This window comes from Pseudoduganella aquatica (genome assembly GCF_020865585.1).
In the GTDB taxonomy this organism is placed as follows: Bacteria; Pseudomonadota; Gammaproteobacteria; order Burkholderiales; family Burkholderiaceae_D; genus Rugamonas; species Rugamonas aquatica_A.
Genome location: NZ_CP086370.1, coordinates 4,148,852 through 4,173,168, shown reverse-complemented (window position 1 = coordinate 4,173,168; position 24,317 = coordinate 4,148,852). Strand labels below are relative to the sequence as shown.

Sequence of the window (24,317 nt, the reverse complement as noted above, 5' to 3'; positions counted from 1 at the left end):
GGCAGTTGGAAGGCGATAATGTTACTTGCTTCCCTGATAAATATTTCCTCTAAGCCACCTAAAAAGGTATGATGGTCGCTCGATGTCGTATGCGCGGTCAAACGAACAAACATGAGTTTGGGAGGAGGGTAAGATGGGGCAAGTGGTAACGGTCATGAACATGAAGGGTGGTGTTGGGAAAACTACTGTTTCTATGCAGCTAGGTTCCATGGCGGCCAGCGTGATTTACCCGAAAACAGCGCCCAGAAAAGTCCTTCTTATTGACTACGATCCTCAGTTTAATTTATCTCAAGCACTACTTCCTCCGAAGAGGTATTTTGAGCTGGAGGCTGAAAAAAAGACTATTCTCCAAGTGCTTGTGGAGGATGATGTAGGGCTGGATCCGTATCATTTGCAAGTGCCTGGAAACGAGAATCCGCCGAAGCTCGCAGATATCAAAACAAATATTCTGACTTTCAAAAATGGCGGAATTCTAGACTTGATACCATCGACACTAGATTTAATGTATGTGGCCCTCGGCCAAGCCAACGCGAGTACTAAGCCAATGGAGGCTCGATTTGATAAATTCATACAAGAATGCAGAAAGGAATATGATCTCATTATAATAGATTGTCATCCGGCAGGTTCTGTGTTTACCAAAACCTCCCTTCGTAATTCAGATCATGTCTTGATTCCGGTTGCGCTGCAGCGTTACGCACTACGTGGTATTGGCCTGATGATGACGTTTATAGAAGCGAAGAAGCAAGGCGCGAAAGGCCCATCGCCGCATATCTTGTTTAATTTAACAAGCAGGTCAGGTATTGCAAAGGAAGAGTCTCAAATAAGAGAAAATAAGAAATACGAGGCTTTCTGTATGCAAAATACATTAAAACGATACAGCGCGTTTAACGAACTGGATGGTGGAAAAGGATACCTTTGGCAAAATAAGAAATCCTATAGTACGGAGGCTTGGCGAAATGCTTCTATAGTTACTAAGGAGTTTCTGATTCGTATAGGAGTAATAAAGTGAGAAGTAAGTTTATTGGCCAATCGGTCTTAAGAAGAATAGTTGGATCGATTTTATCCTCGAACTTAAGCTCCCGTGAGATACTTGATATTTCACGGGAGTTGACGCAAAGTCCAGAATTGGCCTTCGATCTTTCACGTGCTTTAAGACTTTCGATGCAGGCTCTGGACGAAGAACCTGATATGCATTTTGAGTCCATTGCGTCTGAGGCGCCTTGGTTGCCAATGCTTATTGATCGAATTCAAAGAAGCAAAATTCCAAAGAAAGAAATTATTGGGATGCTGCCTCAGAGACATATTGATCGTATTTCTCCTGCGACGCTTCAAAAAATGTCACTAAAAGATTTGCTGCTGCGAGCGTTTGAAAATTCTTCACCGGCAAATATTAATTCTTTCATAAAGAAGATTGGCATGGGCACTGAGCCTGACCCCTATTTGACAGGCATTGAGAAAAAAAACTGAGGAAAATTCATGGCGGCTACCAGCCTGATTGCGGCAATGAAGGCCGTTGACTGGAATAAAAATGTTTTGTCTTTTTTAAAAGAGGAAGATTTGTTGACGGAAATTGATAAATCATGTCAACGAATAGCAATTTGGGCAAAACAATTGGAAAACGTGGATTCCGATAACCCCGCATTGAGCTTTGTGCGAGCTATGCAAATTTCTTCTCATCATGCTGTCGCAACAATGGGGCTAGCTATTTATAAGGCCACAGCTGCTTCGATCCGCGGTGTTGTTGAGAATGCGCTCTATTATACTTACTTCAGAAGTCATCCGATGGAGTTAGCGTCTTTGGTTAGAGATGCTAATTACTATGTATCAAAGAACGATATATTGATTTTTCATAAGCTTCATACTCCTGGATTCAAGGAGTTGCAAGAAAAAATGGGTTTGGTTTCCCGAATGGAGAACTGGTATAGTGCGATTTCTGCCATCGTTCATGGTCAAGTGCCTGGTACTTGGGTTGAGCAAAAAGGATTGGCTGATACCAAAGAAAATTTGAATACGCTACGACTTGCTGTAACGGAGTTTTGTGAAGGCGAGCGTATTGTCCATGAACTATTTTTGCTAACTATTGGCCAGCAGTTCTGGGATGATTTTTCACATACAGCGAAAAAGGCGCTTTTGGCAGGTATGCCAGGAGAACAAAAAGCGATCATAAAATTGGATAAGCATTAAGTTTTTGCGCATGGAACCGGTCCGATGCCAATGACCGTAAGCGGGTGCATCGTAGATAACCTGGATGATCGGCCCAAGCAATCCTACATGCGCGACGCGTGCGGGTTCCCTTCAAGCGTCTGAGCTTCGCCCGGACTCACATCCTCCACATGGGCTTGTTTCGGTCTGGAGGAGCGCTCAGATAAGACAGGGGCTAGGTTACTCCGCTCGAGCTGAGCCCAGCCCCTGTCACATTGCAAACTACTCGTGAGGGGCGTTTAGGATGTAGTCAAACGAAGTGCCCATGACAAAGATCTGTGAGGAACCGTGGCGTTTGATTAACTTCCTTGCCAAGGCTCTCCGCCCGCAATTGCTCACATCAACCAAGTGGCCGATGTGCGCGCCAGCGTTAGTTTCATGCGGCAAAATCTCGGCGTCATCCAACTCTTCAGCCTCGTGCAGCGGGATTCCGAGTTCGCTGGCCAGTGCTTCCGCGCGGCTCAACTGCGGGGTGAATTCGTCTTGGTCTTCGGTAATTGTTGAGCCGCCAACTGCCCAAGACCCATCCACCTGCGCGTCCAATATTTCGAAAACTGGAGCGCCGGTCAGTAGTTGGCTCGGAGACTTTATGCGAAGGATCATAACAAGGAAGTAAGTGAAATCAAGAGAGGGGAAGGACGCGGCGGCCGCTGGTACGGATTGAGAAACTGAGCAGGACAGGTACTTCCGGTCAATTTGGGGCAAATTTGGGGCAATGGAAAATCATTTCAGATGCCTTCAGCGCATGCTCCACCAGAAGTAGGGCGGTTTTGCCCCGCGCTATCGTAGGCGATGGTGATCTATGGTTACACCGGTGCCGGTTCGAAACTTGCACTTCCCACCAAGAATTATTTATAGTTCAATGACTTGCGCGGGAAGTGCAAGTGTTGATAAAAAATCTGAGCCCATGGTAAATTACCAAGCCCAGAGTATAAACCGGCGAAAGCCGGTTTTTTGCGTTTACGTAGCTTTATTTCGTCACGGTGCCGATAGCGCGACCGGGCGCTTCACGCTTGGCGCGCGGGCGCGACGAAGCCGATGCCTTCCTCGAAGGAAGGGCAAGAAGAAGGGCGGTGCCGCATGACCGCCGAGCCGAAAAGTTGCCCCTTCTGCAGCTGGGCCATGCGGGTGCAGACGATCGGCATGGGCCACCAACTGGTAGCAAAGAGCAGTCACGAGCCTTATTGTATCCTTTTTCACAAAGAACTTTTCAGCCAGAAACCTTGGGTGATGATGACGCGAAGGATGCAATGGTCGATGCATGGAACCTTCGTGTCCACGACGTAGGCGCCGTGCGCGCAAGCCTGGCCACCGCCGAGCAACTGCTGGCCGAGCGCGACAAGCGCGTTGCGCAGCTGGAGCGCCGCATCAGCGAGGATGCCAAGATGATCAACGACCTACTGGTCAGCAATCAGGCCGCCTGGATCGAATGGCAGCGAGGTAAAGGTGCGGAGGAGGCGATGGCCAGGGTGCAAAGCACCCTGATGGGCGTCGGCGTCCCGGGCGCGGACGAGCCGTGGGCGACAGACCCACAGGCATGGTATTCAGCGAATAAGGTGGATCCTTTCCCGACCTGCTACTGCGGCCGGCCGTCGAACATCGCGACAATGGATGTGGTCTTCTGCTGCGACGAGCACCTCGATGCGTGGCGCGTTGCGCTGGGCCGATCCGCGCGATCTCGCCGGCGTGCTGACCGACCAGCCTTCGTGCAGGACCCTCGCTGGCACAAGGCGTTGTTCGATCTGCCTGATACTGAAGGAGGCGCCTGTGACTAAGGTTCCATTAAATGTCCAGACGCTGCCCCGTGAGTTCGTTGTACCGCTGATCCAAAAACGTCTGCGCGCCGAGAATTGTCGCCGCGCTACTGGTCACCACAACATGCAGGTCTTTGGCTGGGTAGCTCGAGGGCACGCCCGTTCGGCCAAAACGCACACGAACACGATGGTCGGCAGCTTCGGCTGCCTCGACGCAGGCAAGAACGTTGCGGCAGGCGGCAATCCCCAAGCGAATTTCAGCAGCTTCGTCGAGTGCATTTTTCCATATGGGGATTGTAGAAATGCTTGCCAATGCCGATTCGAGGCGGTCTACCAACACTTGGGACTTGTCACGTGGGACTGCTCCATCCTCGACCAGTGCAACTGCGGTCTTCAGCAGAATTTGGGTCTCGGCAAAGAAGAATGCAAGGGCGGCGATGACGCTGGCACGCTCCGTCACCGCTTGTTGTTGCTGCGCGCTCTCAGTGCGCGCGTGTTGCGCGTTCATTACGAAAATAGCGACGAGGATAGCGCCAACAGATCCTGCCGCCTGCAACCAGGCTGCCGCCTCAGCAGAGGCAACGCCCTTTTCGCTAATCGCGAATATCAAACCGACGATCAGCAGGGTACTGGTTGCTGCGAGCGATACAGCGGACGCCCATTGCTTTCTGGAAAATTTCTTCATTGCGCGATGTTACATCAACAAGCGCGAGTGGGCCACTCATGACGACCACCAATTCCATCACTATGACCGATACCAAAAAGCAGGCGGAATTCGACCGCCGGGTGGTCGAGCTGGCCACCATCACCAAGTTCATCACTGACCGCGAGCAGGTCACCAGCGCCGACGTCCAGCACATGCCCGGCTGCGCGCGCAGCACGGCCAGCCGCCGCCTCAACCTCCTGCGCTTGGCCGGCGCCATCCACCGCATCGCAAACCACACCGGCAAGTTCGGCGGCTTTGCCGTCTACGCCCCTGGCGCCGGTTGACGCCGACGGCGAGGAAGTGGACGGGGACGTCCGCCTGTGCAGCCCGGCTGCCGCGACCAGCTGCGCTACTCGTGATCCGATTGTGGCGGCACTGTTTGGCGCGCCGGCAGGCAACTGCTTGGCGGCAGAGTTGGAGGCTGCATGAGTGGGAAGCTAACCTGTGGGACTACTAAGCCCCCAAGGGCTGCCCTATTCAGCGCTTTTTACAGCGTCATGCACCACCTTTAGAATATCCCAAAGCCTTGCGTTTTGCCTCTCAATAATACCAATTGGGAGGCTCATCTGATCCCAATCGACTCCGCTATATCGAGGGGCCCCGGTATATGCCGGTGTGAAAAACTGAACTTTGTTAATTATGCCAATCGTATTACCGAGTGCACTCTGGACGCCGGCCAATTTCAAAGCGCAGTTCATCCCCAGCGGGACAAGCTCGACAACTTCTTCGCTAGTGAATTTGGGGAGTGCATTCAGATTTTTTGTTGCGCCTCGAACAACATCTTCCGGAATGAAAACGCCGGAGTATTCGCTAAGGTCTTTGCATATTTTCTCGACTCGTAGTCGCAATTCTTGAAGCCGGTGCTGCATGTTCGCAGCATGAATTATGGCCGTGGACCTTGCATCATGTTCACGGATTCTTGCGTCTCGATGGGCGAGCCAAATCGCACCCATAAGTGTGCCGGCTGTCCCAAATGCACCAACCCAAGTGCCCCAATCGGATGGCGTGAGCTTTGCCCAACCAATACTGTCGTAGAGGAATGCGCCCGCCCACCCGGCAGACGCACCGGAGGTGGCAAAGCACGCCGCATATCTCAGCCATGTCTTGTTATACATCTGCAGTTCCATTGTCAAAAGGAAATAATAGCATGGGGGCCATCGATCTATTCGCCGGAGCTTCCGGCTTCTCGACCGGCGCGCGCATGGCTGGTGTCGACGTAGTTTGGGCCGCCAACCACTGGCCAGCACGCGCAGAACCATCCGGATGCCGAGCACGCCTGCCAGGACCTTCACCAGACGAACTGGCGCGACGTACAGGCGCATGACCTGCTGCTTGCATCGCCGTGCTACCAAGGTCACAGCAAGGCGCGCGGCAAGGCGAACAGCGATCCGCAGCACGATGCCAGCGGCTCGACCGCGTGGGCTGTCGTATTAGCTGCCGAGTACCACCGGCCGGAGTTTTTGTCGTTGAGAACGTGCCCGGGTTCGTTTTGTGATTGCTCTACCCGGCCTGGCGCGTAGCGATGGAGGCACTCGGCTACAGCATGACACCGATGATCATCGATGCTGCCGACCACGGCGCTCCACGGCACCGCAGCCGCCTGTTCATCGCGGGCGTTCGCGCCAAGCACCCTCTTTGGCTGGCTGTATCGAAACGCGCGCACATTCCGGCGAGCAGCTTCATCGACTTCGCAACCGGGAGCTGGCAGTTAATCGAGAAGCCGGGTCGCGCCAGTGCGACTTTGGCGCGAATCGCAGCAGGCCGCGCCCAGCACGGGGAGCGATTCATATCGAGCTTCTACGGGAATTCAACCGGCGGTCATTCTATAGCGCGCGCGATTGGGACCATCACGACTAAGGACCGCCACGCGATTACACCCTGCCGGCTGCGCACCGTGAGGCAGTGCACATGCTTGGCAACGTCGTATGCTCACCTGCCGTGCGCGAGGTTATCACTTCGATGCTGGCGGCGGCATGAATTTAATCCGTCTCCCCGTAGAGATCTGTGTGTGTGGGTGGGGCAGCGATCGCGTCGGCCACTTCAGTGCATTGGCGCGACAACACTTCCACGCGACCAGCAAGGTCAAAAATCCATACTGATCAGACCTGCGCCACGTTGTCGCTAAGTGGGGTGCGCTTCTCCTGAACGTGGGTAACATAGCTCGAGATCTGGCTTCGAATAGTTTCAAATCGACTCTGCGCGTACGCGATTTTCTCGGCCAAATTGTTGGGCAAAACCGCTAGCGCCAGCAACTCATCAGTTGTTGCTGGAGTGTATTTAAATTGCAAGAAGGCTCGCGTCTCAGCTTCGGGCGTGGCGTGCTTGCCATTTTCCAAATTATGAAAAGTGATCCGCGCCTGGAACGACATAAGTTCGTCGCGAAGCAGTTGGATCTTTGGCGCAATTGCCGCTGCGACCAAGTGTGCATTGGTATTTTCGATCCGCTCTGCGCGGCGGGACTGCCCGGACGAAATCCAAATTGTGCCAGCTAATGTGCACACAGTCCCAATTGCCCCAACCCATGTACCCCAGTCGGGCTCGCCCCAGCCAAGCCACCGCACGGCGCCGAGTATTCCCCAGCGAGCTTCTGTAATCGCACAACACGTGAAGAATACCCAGCACAGCCGTTCGATGAATTTCATTGCAACTCCGCCAATTTCCACGGAGGAATCCTACCATGATCCAAAACCCAGCCTACGCCGACCAGCTGCACCGTGCCAACCAGGCCGCACGCCCGGCTGTCGCCAGCAACATGGTCATGCGCAAGTGCGCCTGCGCCTGCGAGAGCCTCCGCTCTATCGGCCAGTTCGCGGCCGGCAGCACGGTGTGCCTGCGCTGCGCGCGGAGGGGGCTGATACGCACGCGAGACGCTGTCCCTCGCCGCCTCACCGGCGCAACCGGTGACCACTTGACTGCTGATTCCGTTTGCCAGAATTGGTCTATTGGTTCTTGCGTCAGGCATGGGGAGATCAGCCGATTAACCCTGTAACGGGTGATCTTGAACGTTTCAACGCGCCTCACAGAAAGATGCTTGCCGTTGCAGGTTTTACTCCGCTGCTTGAACTGAAGGGGCTTGCATGCGTGGTTACGCTTGAGCGATTGGCTGCTACTGAAGGTCGGACGGTGTTGAATACTTTTGCGGAAGGGGCCGCATTTGTTCATCCTGGCCGCTTGGCCGCAGAGGCAGCCGACGTCTCGCAAGCATCAATTCTGCGAGCTTTGCGCCAGTATGCCGGTTCGGCCCGACGCTGTCGTAGGCTATAGTGATCTATGGTTACACCAGTGCCGGTTCGAAATTTGCACGCATTGTCTTCGCGGAAGCGTGGGTGTACGATCATATGACCGAATCGAGGGCCATCTCCCACAATCTACCCGCCGCTCCCCGCTGGTATGGCGGATGGTATTGCTGGGATGGAATGCGAGAAATTCTTTTGCTTTCAACTGGTTACCTCAGCGGGCGACCATCGAGTGGGAATGATGTAAGCCTCCGAAAGCCCGTGACTGCACGGGCTTTTTTTTGGCTCTTCACGGATTGCTGTTGAGGGCATAGTAGAAATGAGAAAGCGGTGAAGAAAAGTTAGACTTGTTGTGCGACCAACAAAACTGAACTTTACCCACCGCTTTCATGCATGATAATAATCTCGAGCTCCCGTTCTGGGAAGGCTTCTCCATTTGGAATTTTGATCGACGCAGCGATGGCATCTGGATTTCGCTCGTGCCTGTTCCTGGCAACGATGCACGGTGTTCCAATTGTTCCGCGATATGCCCGCGCCTGCATGGGCGCTATTGGCGCACAGTACGGGACATGAGCTTGCTTGGTGAGCCGGTATGGTTGCAGGTCAATTTGCGCCGTGTCCGGTGTGCTGATTGCGGCACCTGCGCCGAGCAAATTGACTGGCTTGACCGCCATGCGCGAGTGACGCGTAGGCTGGCCCAATTTGTCGGCTTGTGGTGCGAGAAACTACCGGTCGCCCACGTTTGCCAGCTTACTGGCCTCCACTGGGAAACCGTGCGGCGAATCGAGCGAGCAAGGCTTATCGAACAATTGGCGACGCTGCCTGCCGCGCAGCCCAGCAAGTTGGTCATGGACGAGTTTGCGCTATTCAAAGGGCATCGTTACGCCACGGTGGTTCTTGATGCCGACACACGGCAAGTACTCTGGGTTGGCGAAGGGCGCAGCCGTGGAGCCGTGCGCCCTTTCTTCGAGTGGCTCGGTGCTGAGCGTTGCCAGCAAATCGAAGCTGTCGCAATGGATATGAATACAGCCTTCGACTTGGAAGTACAGCTGCATTGCCCGCGAGCCCGTATCGTTTATGACTTGTTCCACGTCGTTGCCAAGTACGGCCGAGAAGTGATCGACCGCGTGCGGGTCGATGAGGCCAATGGCTTAAAGCACGATAAATCAGCGAGGCAGAAAGTCAAGCGTGGCCGCTGGCTGCTGCTGCGCAATCCAGAAAACGTCCCGGAAGAGCAACGGCCCAAGCTTGAAGAACTACTGGCAGCGAACAAAGCCTTGATGACCACATACATCATGAAGGCTAGTTTGAAGGAACTATGGCAACCCAGCGGGGCTTGGCAATGGCGCTGCCGCTGGAAAACTTGGCTGCGCATGGCTGCTGAGAGTGAGATTGAGTCACTGAGCCGCTTCGCAAGGCGCTTGAAGACCTACTGGAGAGGCATACTGGCCCGCGTGCGCTGGCCTATGCATACCGGCCAGCTTGAGGGTATCAACAACCGGATCAAGGTAATGAAACGGATGGCCTATGGCTACCGCGACTCCGACTTCTTTTTCCTGAAGATCAAAGCCGCGTTTCCCGGAAATCCGTGAAGAACCTTTTTTTTGCTGTAGCTTGCTAGCGCCAGGTCGGTGTCCCCATGGTCGAAGAATAGCTTCGGGCCTGGCCGCGCCGGCCCAGCCAGCCCACCACACCCAAGCCAATCAGCAGCATCCCATATGTCGCCGGTTCCGGCACTGCTGAAGGAATCATCAAGGCAAGTGTGCAACCGAGGTCGCCGCAGATTTCCCCTCCGACCGTACCGTTGTCGCTGATAGCAAACACCTGGGTGAGTGTGGAGCCGGTTGTCTGCGAGACGACGAGACTCAGATCCACCACCTGGCCGAGCCTGTTGTATAGCATGAAGCCTTCTTCAGACTCCCCGAGTATGGTACAGGTGCTGTTCATGTCGGCCACCGAGCGCGTGAAAATCCCGCTCAGGTCCGTCGTCACGCCGTCGTGGTAAAGGAAACCCTTGGCCGTGCCATTGGGGAGATAAGCTGTCCCGAGCACCGATCCGTCGTCGGCGACGCTCAACGCGGCGCTGGCTGTGGCGCCCGCCGGCACGCCGAGGTCGGTCATAACGCCGTCTTTGTAAATAAAGGCATGCGTGGCGAAATTGGAGTCGCTGGTATGTGAATTCCCAACGATCACGCCAGCGTCGTTGATGTCGGTGGCAAACGAATCGCGGCCGCCCAGCGTCCCCAGTTCGGTTACAGCGCCATTGTTGTACACCATGGCATGGTAGCTGAACACGCCGGTATTCATGGCGTAGCCCACGGCCACGCCGTGGTTGTTGATGGCAAGCGCTGTGGATGAGCGGCCATCGTTGAGCAGGGTGCTTGTCTGTCCATTGGCCAGCAGCGCGGCCGTGCCGCCGGGCGCGGTGCCTGCCATGACGCCGGCATCGTTGATGTCATGGATATTGGCAAGCTGGCTTCCGAGGTAAGCGGTCCCGTGCTTATCGAACAGAAAAGGGGCGCCTGGCAATTCCGGCCCGAAGCTCACATACCCGGTTACCTGGTTGCTGTTGTTGATGGCGGAGATCGTGCCACCGGAGCTGTACTGCCACTCCGTCATGATATTGATGTAGTTGAACGTGTAGGGGTCGGCCTGGGCTATGGCTGGCAATAACAAGGCCAGCACTACTGCTTGCGCACGCGCGGCGTAACTTGCGAGTTTCATGTCCATCTCCTGTTCAGGGGCCCCTCACGGGTGGACTGGCCATAGTAGCGCGCCGGACAAGCGCATGATTGCTTTGTTGCCCGGTTTTCCTATTTATTCGCGATGTGATTTTCTGTGATAAGTGTGCGCATCAAACAGTGCTATCGATATTGCCCCATCGGCCGGCGGTTCTTGCTCAGCCTGGCCAGGCGTTCCTAGCCGCGCAACGAGCAAGGACGAGAAGCTGCTTACTCCGACCCGGATGCTTTCTTCGTCCACTTGAAAATCCGGAGCATGGTTCATCGCAATAAGACCTTTCCCGGCATTTGATCCGCCGAGGAAAAAGTACACACCCGGAATTTTCTGTTGAAAGTAGGCGAAGTCATCATTGAAGAACGGTACCTGCCCAACAGTTGGCCTGACAGCACCGACGCTGCGGCTTCGCTGCAGTGTGCGGATGGCAAAGCGCGTCAGTGCGGCGTTGTTGAGCACAGTGGGATTCTCCTGTACGTACGACACGGAAACTAATTGGCGCTTGTGGCCGCTGGCATCAATCACGCGCTCGACGCGAGAAATGATGCCCCCCAACTGCGATGCGGTTGTCTCATATAAATTGAAGTCGAGAACAAGGTCTCCGTTTTCGGTGCGAGCGTCGAAGGTCGCATCCATGATCAGGTAGTCCTGGAACGCATTACTCGGCGACGTCAATCCGATCGCAGGATCGCTAATATCCTGAAGCTGCCAAGGCTTCGCGCCAGTCCGGCTCCGGGACAGCTCACTGTTCAGGTTCTTCGTCAACTGCACGATGTCCACCTTCGACAATTCGTTTTTCAGCCTGATGCTGACTCGCCGCGCATATGCATACATCTCGTCCGCCCGGACCACTATCTGTCCAACGGGCAATGGCGCAACGTGCAGGCCGTAGATCTCATCCGGTGTGATGGACGAGAAAATGCCCCGGTCCATCAGGGCCTTTGCGCCCTTGAAGGTCTCCTCTTCCGGCTGGAACACGAAGACAACCGTTCCATGCAAGGAGTCCCGCTGCTTCGCAAGGACCTCTGCGATGCCTAGAGCAATCGCGATGTGGACATCGTGTCCGCATGCATGGTGAACACCGGGATTCTGCGACCTGAAGAGCGCTGGATCACGGAAATCGCCAGGAAGCGCATCAAGCTCGGCTCGCCATGCAACCGTCTTTCCCGGATGCCCGCCGCGCAGTATTCCGATAACGCTGTGTCCGTATTGCCCAGCCTGAACTTCCAGTCCGATTGCACTTAAGTGCGCGGATATTGTCGCTGCAGTTCGAGATTCATGGCCCGCAACTTCAGGGTGCTGGTGGATATCTCGCCTGACGGCGACTAGCTTCTCAAAAAGGCCATCAGTCTGCACCTGAATCGCATCCGGGGCAGTGCGCTGGCTTGGGTTATGTTGGCATCCGCCGATTAGCAGTCCGAAGATACTTGAGAAAATTATTAGAAGTTTCATGGTGATGGGCTTCACGGGGATTAGGGCATAAGTGCATCTGGTGAATTGAGTATGTCAGGTCGTCAATTCACTTGGCAGCCCAACTGGGATGAATTGCAGCTCGGAGCCGATGAACTGCAGCTCGCGGCGATAAACCGCAGGCTTGCAGAAGCCATAACGGTATGGACCACAAGATGAGTGGGATTCTTTACGCGTGGTGATATCGGCAGGAAATGATGAGGAGCGCGTCCTCATGCACTTGGTACTCCAGCCGGTTTGACTCGTCGATGCGCCTGGACCAGCAACCGCTCAGGCTGGTGTAATGATCGAGAGACATGACTACCGCGTCCGCCGCATCTCTACGCGAGATGATGGTGACGTCCGCATCCTCAAGCACTTGGTCGATGACAGCGCGAAGGCTGTTGCGGGCATCAGAAAAGTTGATGATCCTCATTCGTTCCTCCCTTCTACCAAGTGGTCAACATACGGCACGTTGTACAGGTTTGAGTGTGCCGCGATTTTCGCAGATAGCGAGGGCGGAAGGCCTTCATCTGGTCCTACGGCAGTGTTGCCTTTTTACTAGCTTGCCGCCAAGGAAAATGGTATCGTTGCGAACTAATTTCCTATCGTCATTGCTGCCCTCCTCACATGCATACGTCCTCCCGTCCGTCCCTGTCCGTCCTTTCCTCCACCATCGCCGCGCTGCTTCTGAGTTGGCAAGCGCAGGCTCAGACAACCGAGGCCACGCCGCCGAAAGCCAAGGAAGAAGCGAAGCCGGCTGCGGCCAAGCTGGCCGCGCAGCCTGCGGCTCAGCCCGCGCCTGCAACCCAGGAGGTGCCGCCGGCAGCGGTTGTGAATGTGGTCAGCGAGCGGCAGAGCAACCGCATCGACCGCCAGGTGTACGACGTCAAGGCCGACGCCAGCACGGCGGGCGCCTCGGTGGGCGACGTGCTCAACAACGTGCCCTCCGTGAGCGTGGACCCCAACGGCACGGTGCGGCTGCGCGGCAGCGAGCGCGTCACGGTGCTGGTCGACGGCAAACCGACCGCCCAGATGCAGGGTGAGAACCGCGCCGCAGCCATCAATGCGCTGCCGGCCGAGAACTTCGAGTCGGTGCAGGTGATTAACAACCCGGGCGCGGAATTTGGCAACGAAGCGGGCGGCGGCCCCATCCTCAACCTGATCTCGCGCCGCTACACCAAGCCGGGCGGCAATGGCACCGTCGCCGGCAACGTCGGCCCGGCAGGGCGCAAGAACGCCTTCGCCAACGGCAGCTACAGCGCCGGTTATGCGTCGGTGAACGGCACGTTCAACTACCGCCGCGACGGCAATGAGACCGACACCGAGAGCACGCGCGAGCGCATCGATCCGGCGAACGGCAGCATCAGCCGTCTGCACCAGACCGCGCAGCGCAGCGGACTCACCGACTTCATCCAGGGTGGCGTAGGTGGCCGCTACAATTTCAACGAGCGCGACACGCTGACCGGCTCGCTGTCCTTGAACAAGCGCGGCAATGACTCCCGCAGCAGCGAGCACCTGACGGACTTCGGCACCGGCAGCGCGCCCCTGGTGGATTACCTGACCCGCCGCAGCGCCAGCGGCGACGCCCTCAACCACGAAGTGGTGGCCGGCTGGGAGCGCCGCTTTAGCACCGACGGTGAAAGCCTGAAGGCCGACCTGCGGCATTCGTCCAACACCAACAATGTGGACACGGCGGCCATGTACCAGCCTGTCCTGTTGCCAGTTGGCGGACCGGTGCTGCGCAACTACACCCAGAACGTGGAAACCCGCGTGCGCCTGACCGACCTGAGCACGGACTATTCGGGCAAGGCCGGCCCCGGCTTCCTGACTGCGGGCGCCCGCTGGCAGCGCACGCGCCAGTCCAGCGATTACCGCTACCTGTTCCTGGACAACGGCGCTGTGGACACCAAGCGCAGCAATCTGTTCGACCTGGAGCAGGATGTCACCGCCGCCTACTCGACCTATGAATTGCCGATCAACGCGCTATGGTCCTTCAAGGGCGGCCTGCGCGTGGAGCACACCGAACTGAACCTTGACCAGGTGACCACCAACGTCCAGGCCGGCAACAGCTACACCAACTACCTGCCCAGCCTGTTCCTGACCTACAAGCTGGACAAGTTCTCGAACCTGCGCTTCTCGTACTCGGACCGCATCTCGCGCCCGGCCTCGGGCGACCTGAACCCCTTCGTCAACTACGTCAACGAATACGCCGTCACGTCCGGCAATCCGCGCCTGCATCCGGTCAAGCTGCACTCGCTGGAGCTGGGCTACGAGACCAAGATCATGGGCCTGATGCCCGCCAGCCTGCGCGGCTACATGCGCCATGAGTCGGACGTCATTACCGAGCGCCGCACCTTCATCAGCCCCACCGCGCTGCTGACCACCAAGGCAAACGAGGGTGACCGCCAGGCGGGCGGCGTGGAGTTCTCCATCATGGCCATGGTGCCGCCGAACATGAAGTGGAACGGCATCTCGCTGCCCGCCATCCGCTTCATGTTCAACGGTAACTGGGGCTTCATTGAGCAGGACCGCCTGGGCACGCTCGGCCTGAGCGGCGAGAAGCGCCGCACGCCGTCCCTGCACCTGCAGGGAGGGGCGCAGTGGACGATCACGCCGGAAGACACGCTGACCTTCATGACTTTCCGCCAGGGCAAGCAGTTGTCGGGCGAAGGCTACCGCGAGCCGTTCAGCATCGTGAACCTGGCGCTGGAGCACAAGTTCTCGCCGCGCCTGTCGCTCAATATCCGCGCCAATGATGTGTTGCAGACCACCGACCAGCGCTTCCGCGTCGACACCGCCACCCTGCGCGAACGCACCGACGTGCAGGTGCACCAGCGGCGCCTCTACATGGGCCTGCGCTACACCTTCGGCGGCGTGACCGGCAACGATGCGGTACGCAATGCGATGCAGGCGGCCGGCATGAATCCGGACAGCCAGGCGGCGAAAGACGCGATGCGCATGATGCAAGGGCAGCAAAGCCAGCAGGACAAGCCGACCCAACCGGAGAAACCTGCGCCTGAGAAAAAGAATTAAGGGGAAGGGCAGCCCTGCCTGCCGGCTGGCAGGACAGGGCGCCATCAGGGAAGGCTCAGAACTTGTACTGCAGGTTGGCGAACATCGAGCGGCCGCGCGGGTCGCCGTAGGTCGGATCCCACGTCACTTCAAAGTAGCGCGACTGGTTGGTGAACGGCGGCGGCGTGTCGGCCAGGTTGATGACGCCTGCGCGCAGTTTGAGCTGCTTGGTGAACGCGTAGCTGCCCGTCAGATCCCACAGCGAATAAGGTTTCACCTTGCGGTCGTTCCAGCCCGGGTCGGCCAGGCCCGGCACGTTCTGGTCGGTATAGCTGGAAAAGAAGGTGTTGCCCAGGCTTAGGTTGACCGGACCCTGGGTCCAGTCCAGATTGACCTTGTGACGCCAGCGCTGCACGGCCTTGTCATCGCGGAATACGCCCAGGCCATCGGCCATCGGTGAGTTTGGATCGGACTGGAATTTGTACTGTGTGACCAGCGTGCCGTTCAGGCTGGCGCTGAAGCGGCCCATGGAGGTCGCATCGCCGCGCCAGTTCACCGCGATATCGAGGCCCGAGGTGTTGAGCTTGCCACGGTTTTCTTTCTTGAACTGCAGGTAGGAAACCAAACCGTCCTCGTCGCGCACCACGATTTTCGGATCGTTGTAGTAGACCGGGTTGTCGAACACGGTCTGCTCGCCGATTTCCGAAATGATGTCGGTTTTTCGGATGATCCAGTAGTCCAGGCTGGCGTTCCAGTTCTGGTTAGGTTCCACGACCAGGCCGGCCGAAAACTGCTTGGACTTTTCCGGCTTCAGCTTGGGATTGCCGTAGCGGTCCAGATCGAACTGGGCAACTTCGCCCGACACCGGGTCTTTCACGAAGCTGGCCGTGGTGCCGGAACGGACCGGCAGGAACAGTTCGGCAATCGACGGCGCGCGGAAGCCGGTGCCGTAGGAAGCGCGGCCCAGCACTTCCTTGTTCGGACGGTAGCTCACGGCGATTTTCGGATTGGTGGTGCTCAGTTGCGGCGCGGACAACTTGGTCAGCGGATCGTGCACGGCCTTGTAGCGGTCATGGCGGATCGCGAACTGGCCTTCCCATTCCTTGCTGAAGGGCGCATTGATCTCCGTGTAGACGCCGGCGATGTCGCGCGAGTTGGACGAATCGGCCAGCAATTCGTCGGAGCTGGCGCGGTCGCCCTGCACGTCGTTGGTGCGCAGCGCTTCGGTGGAGGTGAACGCGGTCTTCTCGCGCCGCAGTTCGGCGCCCACGGCCAGCATGACATCGCCGCCGGGCAGCGCCATCAGCGAGCGCGTCAGCTTGCCGTCCACGCTGTCGCTGGTGCCTTTGGAAATGCGCGCCGCGCCGTTGATCTTGATCGAATCCATGAACTTGCGGCCCGAGTCGTCCGTGGCCGGGACAAAGGGGTTGTACTTGCCGCTGGCGATGCCTGCCAGCATCTTGGTGCGCGACACCCAGCCGTCGATATCCAGGTCGGTGGCCTTGTTCACGCTGTGGTTGTAGGCCGCGTCGTATTCCCAGTCGCCTGCCTTGCCGGTCGCGCCCACCACGAATCGCGACGCTTTGCTCGTCACCTCCGAGGTGCGGCGGCCGGCGTCCGACAGGCGGAAGCGGAAGGTGACGGGGGTGGTGATGCCGGTCTTGGCTTGCAGATCGGCTGGCAGGAGGATGCCGTTGCTGGCGCTGATGCTGCTGGAGGTGGCGGGCGAGGCGGCGTAGCTGGTCTCGGCTTTGCTCAGCAAAACTTCCGCAAACACCTGGTGGTTGTCGCCCACCAGCGCGGTGGCGCGGCCGACGAAGCTCTGTTTTTTGGACTCCGGATAGACTTCCGAGTCGCCCATATAGTTGAACGAGCAGCCTTCCGAACCGCCGGGGCCGAGCGGACGCACCACGTTCGGACTGCCGTTCACGCAGCTGCTCCTGCCGAAATTGACGCGTCGCCCCTGCGATGGCACATAGGTGCCGCCGGGGCCGGCGCCCTTCAGGTAGCCCGACTTGTTCAGGGTCGCCAGCTGGGCGGCGGTCAGGTCGACGTTGGCCGGGAAGGAGTAGCTCGACAGCTGCGGCGACAAGCGGTCGGGCAGGCTGTATTCCTGCATGAATTCGCGTTGCGAGCTGGCCAGCCTGTCCGTCCGCTGCAGGTCCAGCGCGCCGAACACATTGAAACGGTCGGTGCTCAAGGCGCCAAAGCCGCCGGACAGCGACGCGGACTTTTTGCCGCCGCCGCCTTCGTCGGTGCCCAGCGCATACAGGCTGGCATCGCCGCCCTGGTAATCCTTGCGGGTGATGAAGTTGATCACGCCGCCCATGGCGTCGGTGCCGTAGATCGCCGACGCGCCGTCCTTGAGCACTTCCACGCGCTGGATGGCGCCGGCCGGGATGTTATTCAGGTCGACCCCGGAATTGTCGCCGGGGCTGGCGAAGTTGGCCATGCGGCGGCCGTTCAGCAGCACCAGCGTGCTCGAGACGCCCAGGCCGCGCAGGTTGGCGCCGTTAAAGCCACGCTGGCCGCCCATGACGTCGCTGACGCTGGCGCCGTCGGTGAGGCCGCCCACATTCGAGGAGATCTTTTGCAGCAGTTCGGCTGCAGTGGTCACGCCGGACTTGTCGATATCTTCGCGCTTGATGATTTCGACCGGCAGCGCCGCCTCGCCCTCGATGCGCTTGATACTGGAGCCGGTAATTTCCACGCGCGGCATGGTTTGCGCGTAAACGCTCAAGCCCATGCTGCCGAGCGCGAGCAATACGGCATGGGTGCAGCGGGAGCGGCGGAATGCAGACGCCTTGTGCGTGCCAGGTATTTTCATGCGATCAGTCCTCGTAAGTGGTTTCAGTGTCTGAGCGTTGTGCGGCGCGCGGGCGCCAGGGCCTGCGCGGCTGGCTCAGTGTAAAAGCCGCGTCACATTGTTGCAAAAAAAGCAGTTGGCATGTGTTGCGGACTTTCCACAATGTGGGTGTTCTGTCGGTCCGCTACGCCGTCGTGGTGAGGGCAGCGGCAAGTATCAGTTTCATTTCCGCTCCATGGAGGAAGCTTGCGGGGGGAAGCTGGCGCCGCTGCGGCGGCCGGCGCTGTCGATGGCAGGGCTGCCCGGCAGCAGCGAGAAATCGCCGTCCTTGCGGTTGGTGGACGGCAGCGCGAGCAGCGGGTCGGCGAAACGGTCGTTGGGGCCTTTGGCCTCCACCTGCGGGCTGCCGAAATACAGGTTGTGGTCGTAGCGCACGCCGGCCATCGGCTTGCCGTTCACCTGGCGGTACTTGTCGGCCACCACGATGTTGTTGAGGATGTTGATATTGGTCGCATCGTGCGCGCCGATATCGTACAGCCGCCACATCTGCTGGTTGCGCCACACCGTGTTGTTCACAATGTCGATGCGGGCCTTGTGCGAACGGAATACGTGGATGCCGGCGCCGCCGTTGTTGTAGGAAAGGTTCTCGACCAGGGTGGCGCCTGCATAGTCGTACAGGCTGTCGAGGATGATGCCGTTGCCGTCGCTGAACAGGTCCAGGTAGTACAAGCGCACCAGGCACTTGTTGTTGTAGACGCGGTTGTTGCGGATGATATTGTGGTAGCCGCTGGCCTGGTCGAAGTCGCGGCCGCGCAGCTGCGAGATGCCGGATCCGCCGTAGGGGCTGTACCAGGCGTTGTTGTAGACCTCGGAGTTCTCGATGGTGTAGTAGTCGATGTCCATCATATTGATGCCGCCGGTGCCGAAGTCGCGCACCACCAGGTTGCTCAGCACGTAGTGGTGGTGGAACTCCTTCTTGCCCCGGAAGTCGGCGCTGATGCCGTTTGCGCTGCACAGGGGGCTGATGCGCTGGTAGGCCTTCGGCAAGCTCCGTGGCTTGGCCTGGGGCTTTTTCGGCGCGCTGGCCGCGCCCGGTCCCTGGTCCGGTGTGGCGTCGTCCATCGCGGCGTTCATTTCGCCCTCGGCCTTCCACGCGGCCAGGCTGGCCTTGAGGTCCATCTCGCCGTTCGCTTCCGCATCGGCCTGGCGCACGTTGCCGTTGTTGCCGGTCAGCGTCAGGCCATCGATCTTGATGTAGGACGCGTTCAGCAGGATCGCGTGCCACACGCCCTGCGCCACCAGTTCCGGCCTGGCGCCGGGATAGGCGCGCCAGGTGATCCACGCATCGGGCTTGCCCGAGCTGCGGATTTCCAGCAGGGCGGTGGCGTCCTTTTCGCTCCTGGCGCTGCGGTAGGTGCCGGCCATGACCCAGACCGTGTCGCCCGGCTTGAGCGCGCCGTCCGCGTGCTGCAAGGTCAGGAAGGGCGTGTTGGGGCTTTTGCCGTCGTTCTTGTCGTTGCCGTTTTCGGAAACGTAGAAATCGGCGCTGTGGGCGAGACTGCAGGCGAACAGGCTGCCCAGCAGGAGGGGCAGCAGGCGGATGGAGGTCTTCATGTCGGCATTCGGGAAAAGGTTGAGCGGCGCGGGGAGACTGGTGCGGGCATCGCGAATTCTAATTGCGGCCCAAGCCGCTGTGCGGGAAGTGCGCTTAGAAAGCAAGGAAACATAAAGGCGTCTGTCAAGTTTCATAATTTGAGGGGCGGCTGCCCCGCAGCCTGCATGCCTTCCACGCGCGCGGCAGCACTGCGCCGCCCGCGCTAGTCCGCTGCGCGCAGCAGGCCGGCGCGCCAGCGGGGCTGGCCGGGAGGGTAGGCGCCCACGTAGTCCTTGGCCAGCGGCGCGCCTTTCAGGCGGTAGTCGCCTGCCGCCGGGTTGACAAAGCTTGGCGCCGCCACCGTCTCGGAAGGAAGCAGCGGCTGCCCCAGCACGGTGTCCATGCCGCCGTTGATGCTGTAGTACTGGTTGCCTTCGCGCGTGCCCGGCGCAATGCCCAGCTTGCGGTCCGGTCCCTTGCACAGGCGCTGGCTTGCATCCACCACGAACAGGTTGCGGCTGACGTGGAACTCGTCGTCGCCCTTGTCATTGAAGCTCCAGAACACGGTGGACAAGGGGAATTCGGCTTCCTTGCGGATATGCGGCAGGCGGGTACGCCGCACGGTGTTGTTGCGGATTTCGATATTCTTTACGCGGGAAGCGCCGACGAATTTATCCACGTCGTCGCTGACGTTATGGTCTATCAGCACGTCATTGCTCCTGCCCACCGCGATCTCCAGGAAGCCGCCTTTCACATTGCGCGACTGGTTGTGGTGGATATGGATGTGGTGGTCGCGGAATGCGGCCCGACGATGGCGATGGCGATCGCGCCCCATTGCTCCGTGATCTTGGCCGCGTCGTGGAAGTAGTTGTGCGTCACCACCGAGTGGCTGCCGCGCACGCGCACGCCGACCGCCGCGTTGGAAAACTCGTTGTTGCGTATCAGGACATGGGACGCGTCCTTGTCCACGAACAGCGCCGCCAGCTGGGTGACGTTCTTGTGCTGCTGGCTGCCCAGCACTTCGATGGAGCGGCCGTAGCTCTCCGCGAAATAGGGGTTCATCAGGCGCGGCGCGCAGCCCTTGCCGTAGGCCGTGACTGAGATGGGCGCGGCCTCGGTGCCGGAACTGCGCAGTGTCAGCGTGCCGGTGAAGGCGTCGCCGCGCGCCAGCCGCAGCGTGTCGCCGGGCGCCAGGGGCGCGGCGCTGGCCCGTTCCAGGGTGCGCCAGGGCTTGGCGCGGGTGCCGGGACTGGCGTCGTCGCCTGCCGCGCTGAGGGGCGGGCCGGATTAAGGCCCGCCGCTTCCCCGCTTTCTTTAGAGCGCCTCCACCACCAACTGCTGGTTGGTCACGCCCAGGCCGGCGATATAGACCAGCAGCCGCGCGTCAAAGTAGCTGTTGGCCGGCACCGTGTAGGTGCCGATCACCTGGCGCGGCTGGGTGGGCGTGGTCCACAAGTCCAGCTTGACGCCGTTGAAGCTGGCCGGCGAACTGAAGGTGAACGACGGCGTGTTGGTCGCCGCCGTGTAGCTCGATGCGAAGGAGATGCGCACATCGCGCGCGGCGCTGGTGGTGTTGAACAGGCGCAGCGTGGTGTCGAATTTGTGGCCGTAGTTGCCGAAGGTGCGGGTAGCCGAATCGGACAGCCGCGTGTCGGCAGCCACGGTCTGCTCATGCAGATGGCTGTTGTACTTGGCCGTGGTGTCGAAGGAGAAACCGATGTACTGGCCGCTGCCGGCCGGCAGCACCACATTGGTCAGCCCCGTCATTTCGGACGCGGCATACACGCCGCCTTCGCGGCCATAGGTATTGGGACCGGTAGAGTAGATGTCGCCCGGCGCCGCCGCGCCCTGGCTCTTGTTGATGGCGTCGGACGTGGTGCCGGTGGTGGTGACCACGGTGTAGAGGTAGACGCCGCCGGTGGTGCAGATTTCAAAGCGGCCGTCCGCCATGTTGTTGGCCGACATGGCCACCTTGGCGATCTCCGTGGCCTGCAGCGAGGCCACGGCGCGGTTGCTGAAGTTGACCGCGTAGCTGCCGTCGCGCCAGTCCTTGGACACGTAGTAACTCTGGCCCGTGCCCTTGCCGTTCAGCGGCTTGGTGGCGTTGGTGTAGGCCGAACCTTTCGCCGAGAGCGTTACGCCGCCCGCTTGCGGATTGGAGGCCAGCAGGTGCACATAGGCGGTGCCTCCGGTCTGGTTGATGTGGAAGAAGTAGGCGCTGCTGCAGCCGGTGAGCTGGTTGGCCTGGCCGCCGCGCGTGGCGTCGGTGCGGCTGTTCTGCATCAGCCAGCCGGTGCCGGTGAAGATTTCGGGGTTGTTACTCTTCCAGAATTTGTTTCCGCCCGCTGCGATGGTCAGTGGCGCGAGCTGGTCGTCCGCCACCTTGGCATTCGTGCCCAGCGTCCCGAAGTACCATACCTGCGCAGGGTCCTGGGCCGGCGGAGCCACCGGGTCCTGCACCCAGGCCACGTGCGGCGCGAAGAAGTAGCCGGTGCTGAAGGCGCAGCCTGCGAGCGGTGTGTCCAGCGTGGCGGCGTAGTGGTTGGCGACAACCGGGGAGGCGCTGCCCGCGCCCAGCATGCTGCCGGCGTTGACCCAGCATTTGTCCGCCGCCGCCAGCGTGGACGAGTCGGCGGTGGTGCGCTTGAACCAGGTGGACGTGTCGACCCGCACCACGTCCGCCATGGCGGGGATGGCTGCCAGGCCGAGGCAGGCCGCCAGCATTGCTATGTATCGCTGCGTTTTCTTCATACCTTCTCCAATCTGCTGAACATCAGACGTCAAAGGGCCGGACCCGGCATCCGGCCGATGGAACGCGTGGTCGCCCGCCGGCACGCGCTTGCAGCGCCCTCACGTGCTGGGATGCACGGTGATGGCGTAATGAGTGGAAAAGGTGGCGCCGGCGGCCAGTTCGACTATGCCGGGCTTGTCGCGCAGTTCGCCGGAGACGGCGGCGCTGTCGTCATAGCCATGCCAGGGTTCGATGCAGATGTAGGAGGCGCCGGGCCGGGACCATATGCCCAGGTCGGGGGCGCCGCCGGTGTCGAGCACCAGCCGGGTGGCGCCGTCCGCGCGCGCCAGCGCCACATGCCGCGCATGCATCTGCGTGAAGATCAGGGCGTCGTCGTCGAACAGTCCGGGGGACAGCGGCAGGCTGTTGCCGGGGCCAAGGGAATAGGGGCGGGATGCAGCGCCCAGCAAGGGGCCATCGAGCTGGCGCACTTGCTGTGGCGATTCGGAAAACAGCAGGCGCCAGCTGGCGCCGCCATCCTGGGGTAGCCTGAATCCCGGATGCGAGCCGAGAGAGAAGTACATGTTTTCGGCGCCGGTGTTGTGGACGTTGTAGACCACGCGCAGGCAGTTCTTTTCGAGCGTGAAGCGCACGGTCAATGTGAACGCAAACGGATAGCAGGCCAGCGTGGCCGGCGTACTTTGCAGTTCCAGCAGCACGCTGTCTGCTTGCGTCTCCCGTACTGCAAAGCGGCAGTGGCGCGCAAAGCCGTGTATGGGCAGCTCGTAGCGCTTGCCTGCGTGGCGGTAGCCGCCGTCCTTCAAGCGGCCCACCACAGGGAACAGGATGGGCGCGCTGTCCTCCCACACGGCGGGATCGCGCTGCCACAGATATTCCTCGCCGCCGGCGTCGGCCAGGCTGCGCAGCTCCGCGCCGCGCAGCGCCACGACACAGTGCAGCAGGCCGTTCGCGAGACTTACCTGGTCCATCAGCGCGTGCCTGCCGCTTTGGGCGCGGAGATGGTGCGGCCCGCGTCGTCAAACAGGTAGACCATGCCGGGCAAGGGCGTGAGCGATATGCTGTCTCCCGCCAACGGCGCATGGGCGGCGCGCGTTTCCACGCACAGCGTGTGCTGGCCGCAAACCGCGTGGATATAGCTGCTTGCACCCAGCCGTTCAACCACGGTCACGGTTGCCAGGAGCAGGCCGTCGCCGCCTATCTGCCAGTGTTCGGGGCGCACGCCGGCCTTGCAGGCGCCGCCCGCCGCCGCGCCTTGCGCTGCCAGCGCGCAGTCCAGCAGCGCGCCGCCGTCCAACGTGATGGCGGCGTTCGCGCCTTCCGCGCGGTACTGGCCCGCCAGCATATTCATCGCGGGCGCACCGACGAAACCTGCGACGAATTCGTTGCAGGGATTGGCGTACAGGTCGAGCGGATGGCCCACCTGTTCTATCCGGCCCGCGCGCAGCACCACCATTTTGTCGGCCAAGGTCATGGCTTCCACCTGGTCGTGCGTGACGTAGACCATGGTTTTGCCCAGCTCGCGGTGCAGCGCACTGATCTCGATGCGCATGCGCAGGCGCAGCTCGGCGTCCAGGTTGGACAGCGGCTCGTCGAACAGGAACACGGAGGGCTCCTGCACCAGGGCGCGGCCGATGGCCACGCGCTGGCACTGGCCGCCTGACAGTTCGGCGGGCTTGCGCTCCATGTAGGGCTGCAGCTGCAGGATGGCGGCGGCGCGTTCCAGCTTGGCGGCGATGACGGCTCTGTCCACCTTGCGCATGCGCATGCCGAAGCTCAGGTTCTGGCGCACCGTCATGTGCGGGTAAAGCGCGTAGGACTGGAACACCATGGCCACGTCGCGCGCGCTCGGGGCGGAGCGGGTAACGTCCATGCCGCCGATGCGGATGCTGCCTTCGGATACGTCCTCCAGGCCTGCGATCATGCGCAGCAGCGTGGACTTGCCGCAGCCCGAGGGGCCGACGAAGACGACGAATTCGCCCGCTTCCACCTCGAGGTCCACGCCGTGGATGGTCTGGTGCGCGCCGAAGCGCTTCTTGATGCCTTGCAGAGAAAGTGTAGACATGCGTA

At 59.7% G+C, this 24,317-nt stretch carries 23 protein-coding genes; 9 read left to right on the top strand and 14 right to left on the bottom strand.

The window, feature by feature from the left end:
* The first annotated feature begins 133 nt into the window (after positions 1-133).
* The 3 genes from KT882_RS18500 to KT882_RS18490 are packed head-to-tail and all read left to right on the top strand — an operon-like array spanning position 134 to position 2,184.
* Positions 134-1,009 (top strand): ParA family protein, encoded by an 876-nt coding sequence (locus tag KT882_RS18500; protein WP_228892973.1) that lies wholly within the window; start codon positions 134-136, stop codon positions 1,007-1,009.
* On the top strand, positions 1,006-1,467 hold the full coding sequence (locus tag KT882_RS18495; RefSeq protein WP_228892972.1) for a hypothetical protein: 462 nt from the start codon (positions 1,006-1,008) through the stop codon (positions 1,465-1,467). The genes KT882_RS18500 and KT882_RS18495 overlap by 4 nt, the downstream gene beginning before the upstream one ends.
* Positions 1,468-1,476: 9 nt before the next feature.
* The gene (locus KT882_RS18490; RefSeq protein ID WP_228892971.1) at positions 1,477-2,184 is read left to right on the top strand and encodes a hypothetical protein; all 708 of its coding nucleotides are present in this window, start codon (positions 1,477-1,479) and stop codon (positions 2,182-2,184) included.
* A 240-nt stretch (positions 2,185-2,424) separates the two neighbouring features.
* Here the strand turns inward: KT882_RS18490 and KT882_RS18485 are convergent, their stop codons facing one another.
* A complete protein-coding gene (locus KT882_RS18485; RefSeq protein WP_228892970.1) occupies positions 2,425-2,745 on the bottom strand; it encodes a hypothetical protein in 321 nt (106 codons plus the stop codon).
* A gap of 641 nt (positions 2,746-3,386) precedes the next feature.
* Between KT882_RS18485 and KT882_RS18480 the strand changes: the two genes are divergently transcribed.
* Positions 3,387-3,977, top strand: coding sequence for a hypothetical protein (locus KT882_RS18480; RefSeq protein WP_228892969.1), 591 nt, complete (start codon positions 3,387-3,389; stop codon positions 3,975-3,977).
* A 7-nt stretch (positions 3,978-3,984) separates the two neighbouring features.
* On the opposite strand, the gene KT882_RS18475 is transcribed toward KT882_RS18480, so the two are convergent.
* Positions 3,985-4,641 carry a hypothetical protein gene (locus KT882_RS18475; protein ID WP_228892968.1) on the bottom strand — a complete coding sequence of 219 codons (657 nt, stop codon included), beginning with the start codon at positions 4,639-4,641 and terminating at the stop codon, positions 3,985-3,987.
* Positions 4,642-4,679: 38 nt separating this feature from the next.
* Here KT882_RS18475 and KT882_RS18470 point away from each other — a divergent pair, with 38 nt between their 5' ends.
* The gene (locus tag KT882_RS18470) at positions 4,680-4,946 is read left to right on the top strand and encodes a hypothetical protein (protein WP_228892967.1); all 267 of its coding nucleotides are present in this window, start codon (positions 4,680-4,682) and stop codon (positions 4,944-4,946) included.
* A gap of 189 nt (positions 4,947-5,135) precedes the next feature.
* Here the strand turns inward: KT882_RS18470 and KT882_RS18465 are convergent, their stop codons facing one another.
* Positions 5,136-5,777, bottom strand: coding sequence for a hypothetical protein (locus tag KT882_RS18465; protein WP_228892966.1), 642 nt, complete (start codon positions 5,775-5,777; stop codon positions 5,136-5,138).
* Positions 5,778-6,184: 407 nt separating this feature from the next.
* On the opposite strand from KT882_RS18465, the gene KT882_RS18460 reads away from it, so the two are divergent.
* Complete coding sequence (locus KT882_RS18460; RefSeq protein WP_321170263.1) at positions 6,185-6,787, top strand: DNA cytosine methyltransferase; 603 nt, start codon at positions 6,185-6,187, stop codon at positions 6,785-6,787.
* Here the strand turns inward: KT882_RS18460 and KT882_RS18455 are convergent.
* Positions 6,762-7,304, bottom strand: coding sequence for a hypothetical protein (locus KT882_RS18455; RefSeq protein WP_228892965.1), 543 nt, complete (start codon positions 7,302-7,304; stop codon positions 6,762-6,764). The genes KT882_RS18460 and KT882_RS18455 overlap by 26 nt on opposite strands.
* Before the next feature lie 983 nt (positions 7,305-8,287).
* On the opposite strand from KT882_RS18455, the gene KT882_RS18450 reads away from it, so the two are divergent.
* Complete coding sequence (locus tag KT882_RS18450; RefSeq protein ID WP_228892964.1) at positions 8,288-9,490, top strand: ISL3 family transposase; 1,203 nt, start codon at positions 8,288-8,290, stop codon at positions 9,488-9,490.
* A gap of 25 nt (positions 9,491-9,515) precedes the next feature.
* Here KT882_RS18450 and KT882_RS18445 read toward each other — a convergent pair whose 3' ends face one another.
* The 3 genes from KT882_RS18445 to KT882_RS18435 all read right to left on the bottom strand — a co-directional run bounded on the left by KT882_RS18445 (position 9,516) and on the right by KT882_RS18435 (position 12,519).
* The gene (locus KT882_RS18445; protein WP_228892963.1) at positions 9,516-10,622 is read right to left on the bottom strand and encodes a PEP-CTERM sorting domain-containing protein; all 1,107 of its coding nucleotides are present in this window, start codon (positions 10,620-10,622) and stop codon (positions 9,516-9,518) included.
* A 93-nt stretch (positions 10,623-10,715) separates the two neighbouring features.
* Complete coding sequence (locus KT882_RS18440; RefSeq protein ID WP_228892962.1) at positions 10,716-12,086, bottom strand: M20 metallopeptidase family protein; 1,371 nt, start codon at positions 12,084-12,086, stop codon at positions 10,716-10,718.
* 187 nt (positions 12,087-12,273) lie between these two features.
* A complete protein-coding gene (locus tag KT882_RS18435; RefSeq protein ID WP_228892961.1) occupies positions 12,274-12,519 on the bottom strand; it encodes a type II toxin-antitoxin system prevent-host-death family antitoxin in 246 nt (81 codons plus the stop codon).
* Between the two features lie 194 nt (positions 12,520-12,713).
* On the opposite strand from KT882_RS18435, the gene KT882_RS18430 reads away from it, so the two are divergent.
* The gene (locus tag KT882_RS18430; RefSeq protein WP_228892960.1) at positions 12,714-15,119 is read left to right on the top strand and encodes a TonB-dependent receptor domain-containing protein; all 2,406 of its coding nucleotides are present in this window, start codon (positions 12,714-12,716) and stop codon (positions 15,117-15,119) included.
* A gap of 55 nt (positions 15,120-15,174) precedes the next feature.
* Here KT882_RS18430 and KT882_RS18425 read toward each other — a convergent pair whose 3' ends face one another.
* The 4 genes from KT882_RS18425 to KT882_RS18410 form a co-directional block, all read right to left on the bottom strand.
* Positions 15,175-17,925: a TonB-dependent receptor gene (locus tag KT882_RS18425; protein WP_228892959.1), complete on the bottom strand. Its 2,751-nt coding sequence runs from the start codon at positions 17,923-17,925 to the stop codon at positions 15,175-15,177.
* A 201-nt stretch (positions 17,926-18,126) separates the two neighbouring features.
* Entirely contained in the window at positions 18,127-19,518 is a 1,392-nt protein-coding gene (locus KT882_RS18420) for a right-handed parallel beta-helix repeat-containing protein (protein ID WP_228892958.1), read from the bottom strand.
* A 203-nt stretch (positions 19,519-19,721) separates the two neighbouring features.
* Positions 19,722-20,333 carry a hypothetical protein gene (locus KT882_RS18415; protein WP_228892957.1) on the bottom strand — a complete coding sequence of 204 codons (612 nt, stop codon included), beginning with the start codon at positions 20,331-20,333 and terminating at the stop codon, positions 19,722-19,724.
* The gene (locus KT882_RS18410; RefSeq protein ID WP_161071133.1) at positions 20,249-20,560 is read right to left on the bottom strand and encodes a hypothetical protein; all 312 of its coding nucleotides are present in this window, start codon (positions 20,558-20,560) and stop codon (positions 20,249-20,251) included. Before KT882_RS18410 ends, KT882_RS18415 begins: the two co-directional genes overlap by 85 nt.
* A 31-nt stretch (positions 20,561-20,591) precedes the next feature.
* Here KT882_RS18410 and KT882_RS18405 point away from each other — a divergent pair, with 31 nt between their 5' ends.
* Complete coding sequence (locus KT882_RS18405) at positions 20,592-20,789, top strand: hypothetical protein (protein WP_161071134.1); 198 nt, start codon at positions 20,592-20,594, stop codon at positions 20,787-20,789.
* Between the two features lie 23 nt (positions 20,790-20,812).
* On the opposite strand, the gene KT882_RS18400 is transcribed toward KT882_RS18405, so the two are convergent.
* The 3 genes from KT882_RS18400 to KT882_RS18390 all read right to left on the bottom strand — a co-directional run bounded on the left by KT882_RS18400 (position 20,813) and on the right by KT882_RS18390 (position 24,312).
* Positions 20,813-22,249, bottom strand: a complete 1,437-nt coding sequence (locus KT882_RS18400) for a DUF3370 family protein (RefSeq protein ID WP_161071135.1) — start codon at positions 22,247-22,249, stop codon at positions 20,813-20,815.
* A 99-nt stretch (positions 22,250-22,348) separates the two neighbouring features.
* The gene (locus KT882_RS18395; protein WP_161071136.1) at positions 22,349-23,218 is read right to left on the bottom strand and encodes an aldose 1-epimerase family protein; all 870 of its coding nucleotides are present in this window, start codon (positions 23,216-23,218) and stop codon (positions 22,349-22,351) included.
* The gene (locus KT882_RS18390; protein ID WP_161071137.1) at positions 23,218-24,312 is read right to left on the bottom strand and encodes an ABC transporter ATP-binding protein; all 1,095 of its coding nucleotides are present in this window, start codon (positions 24,310-24,312) and stop codon (positions 23,218-23,220) included. Before KT882_RS18390 ends, KT882_RS18395 begins: the two co-directional genes overlap by 1 nt.
* Positions 24,313-24,317 lie beyond the last annotated feature (5 nt).

Excerpts from the sequence above, each read along its gene's own strand:
- KT882_RS18390 (WP_161071137.1), bottom strand. The coding sequence starts at position 24,312 with ATGTCTACACTTTCTCTGCAAGGCATCAAGAAGCGCTTCGGCGCGCAC.
- KT882_RS18460 (WP_321170263.1), top strand. The coding sequence starts at position 6,185 with ATGGAGGCACTCGGCTACAGCATGACACCGATGATCATCGATGCTGCC.
- KT882_RS18490 (WP_228892971.1), top strand. The coding sequence starts at position 1,477 with ATGGCGGCTACCAGCCTGATTGCGGCAATGAAGGCCGTTGACTGGAAT.
- KT882_RS18400 (WP_161071135.1), bottom strand. The coding sequence starts at position 22,249 with ATGAAGAAAACGCAGCGATACATAGCAATGCTGGCGGCCTGCCTCGGC.
- KT882_RS18420 (WP_228892958.1), bottom strand. The coding sequence starts at position 19,518 with ATGAAGACCTCCATCCGCCTGCTGCCCCTCCTGCTGGGCAGCCTGTTC.
- KT882_RS18435 (WP_228892961.1), bottom strand. The coding sequence starts at position 12,519 with ATGAGGATCATCAACTTTTCTGATGCCCGCAACAGCCTTCGCGCTGTC.
- KT882_RS18410 (WP_161071133.1), bottom strand. The coding sequence starts at position 20,560 with ATGAACCCCTATTTCGCGGAGAGCTACGGCCGCTCCATCGAAGTGCTG.
- KT882_RS18500 (WP_228892973.1), top strand. The coding sequence starts at position 134 with ATGGGGCAAGTGGTAACGGTCATGAACATGAAGGGTGGTGTTGGGAAA.
- KT882_RS18450 (WP_228892964.1), top strand. The coding sequence starts at position 8,288 with ATGCATGATAATAATCTCGAGCTCCCGTTCTGGGAAGGCTTCTCCATT.
- KT882_RS18475 (WP_228892968.1), bottom strand. The coding sequence starts at position 4,641 with ATGAAGAAATTTTCCAGAAAGCAATGGGCGTCCGCTGTATCGCTCGCA.
- KT882_RS18415 (WP_228892957.1), bottom strand. The coding sequence starts at position 20,333 with ATGGGGCGCGATCGCCATCGCCATCGTCGGGCCGCATTCCGCGACCAC.
- KT882_RS18445 (WP_228892963.1), bottom strand. The coding sequence starts at position 10,622 with ATGAAACTCGCAAGTTACGCCGCGCGTGCGCAAGCAGTAGTGCTGGCC.
- KT882_RS18425 (WP_228892959.1), bottom strand. The coding sequence starts at position 17,925 with ATGAAAATACCTGGCACGCACAAGGCGTCTGCATTCCGCCGCTCCCGC.
- KT882_RS18465 (WP_228892966.1), bottom strand. The coding sequence starts at position 5,777 with ATGTATAACAAGACATGGCTGAGATATGCGGCGTGCTTTGCCACCTCC.
- KT882_RS18455 (WP_228892965.1), bottom strand. The coding sequence starts at position 7,304 with ATGAAATTCATCGAACGGCTGTGCTGGGTATTCTTCACGTGTTGTGCG.
- KT882_RS18440 (WP_228892962.1), bottom strand. The coding sequence starts at position 12,086 with ATGAAACTTCTAATAATTTTCTCAAGTATCTTCGGACTGCTAATCGGC.
- KT882_RS18470 (WP_228892967.1), top strand. The coding sequence starts at position 4,680 with ATGACGACCACCAATTCCATCACTATGACCGATACCAAAAAGCAGGCG.
- KT882_RS18430 (WP_228892960.1), top strand. The coding sequence starts at position 12,714 with ATGCATACGTCCTCCCGTCCGTCCCTGTCCGTCCTTTCCTCCACCATC.
- KT882_RS18395 (WP_161071136.1), bottom strand. The coding sequence starts at position 23,218 with ATGGACCAGGTAAGTCTCGCGAACGGCCTGCTGCACTGTGTCGTGGCG.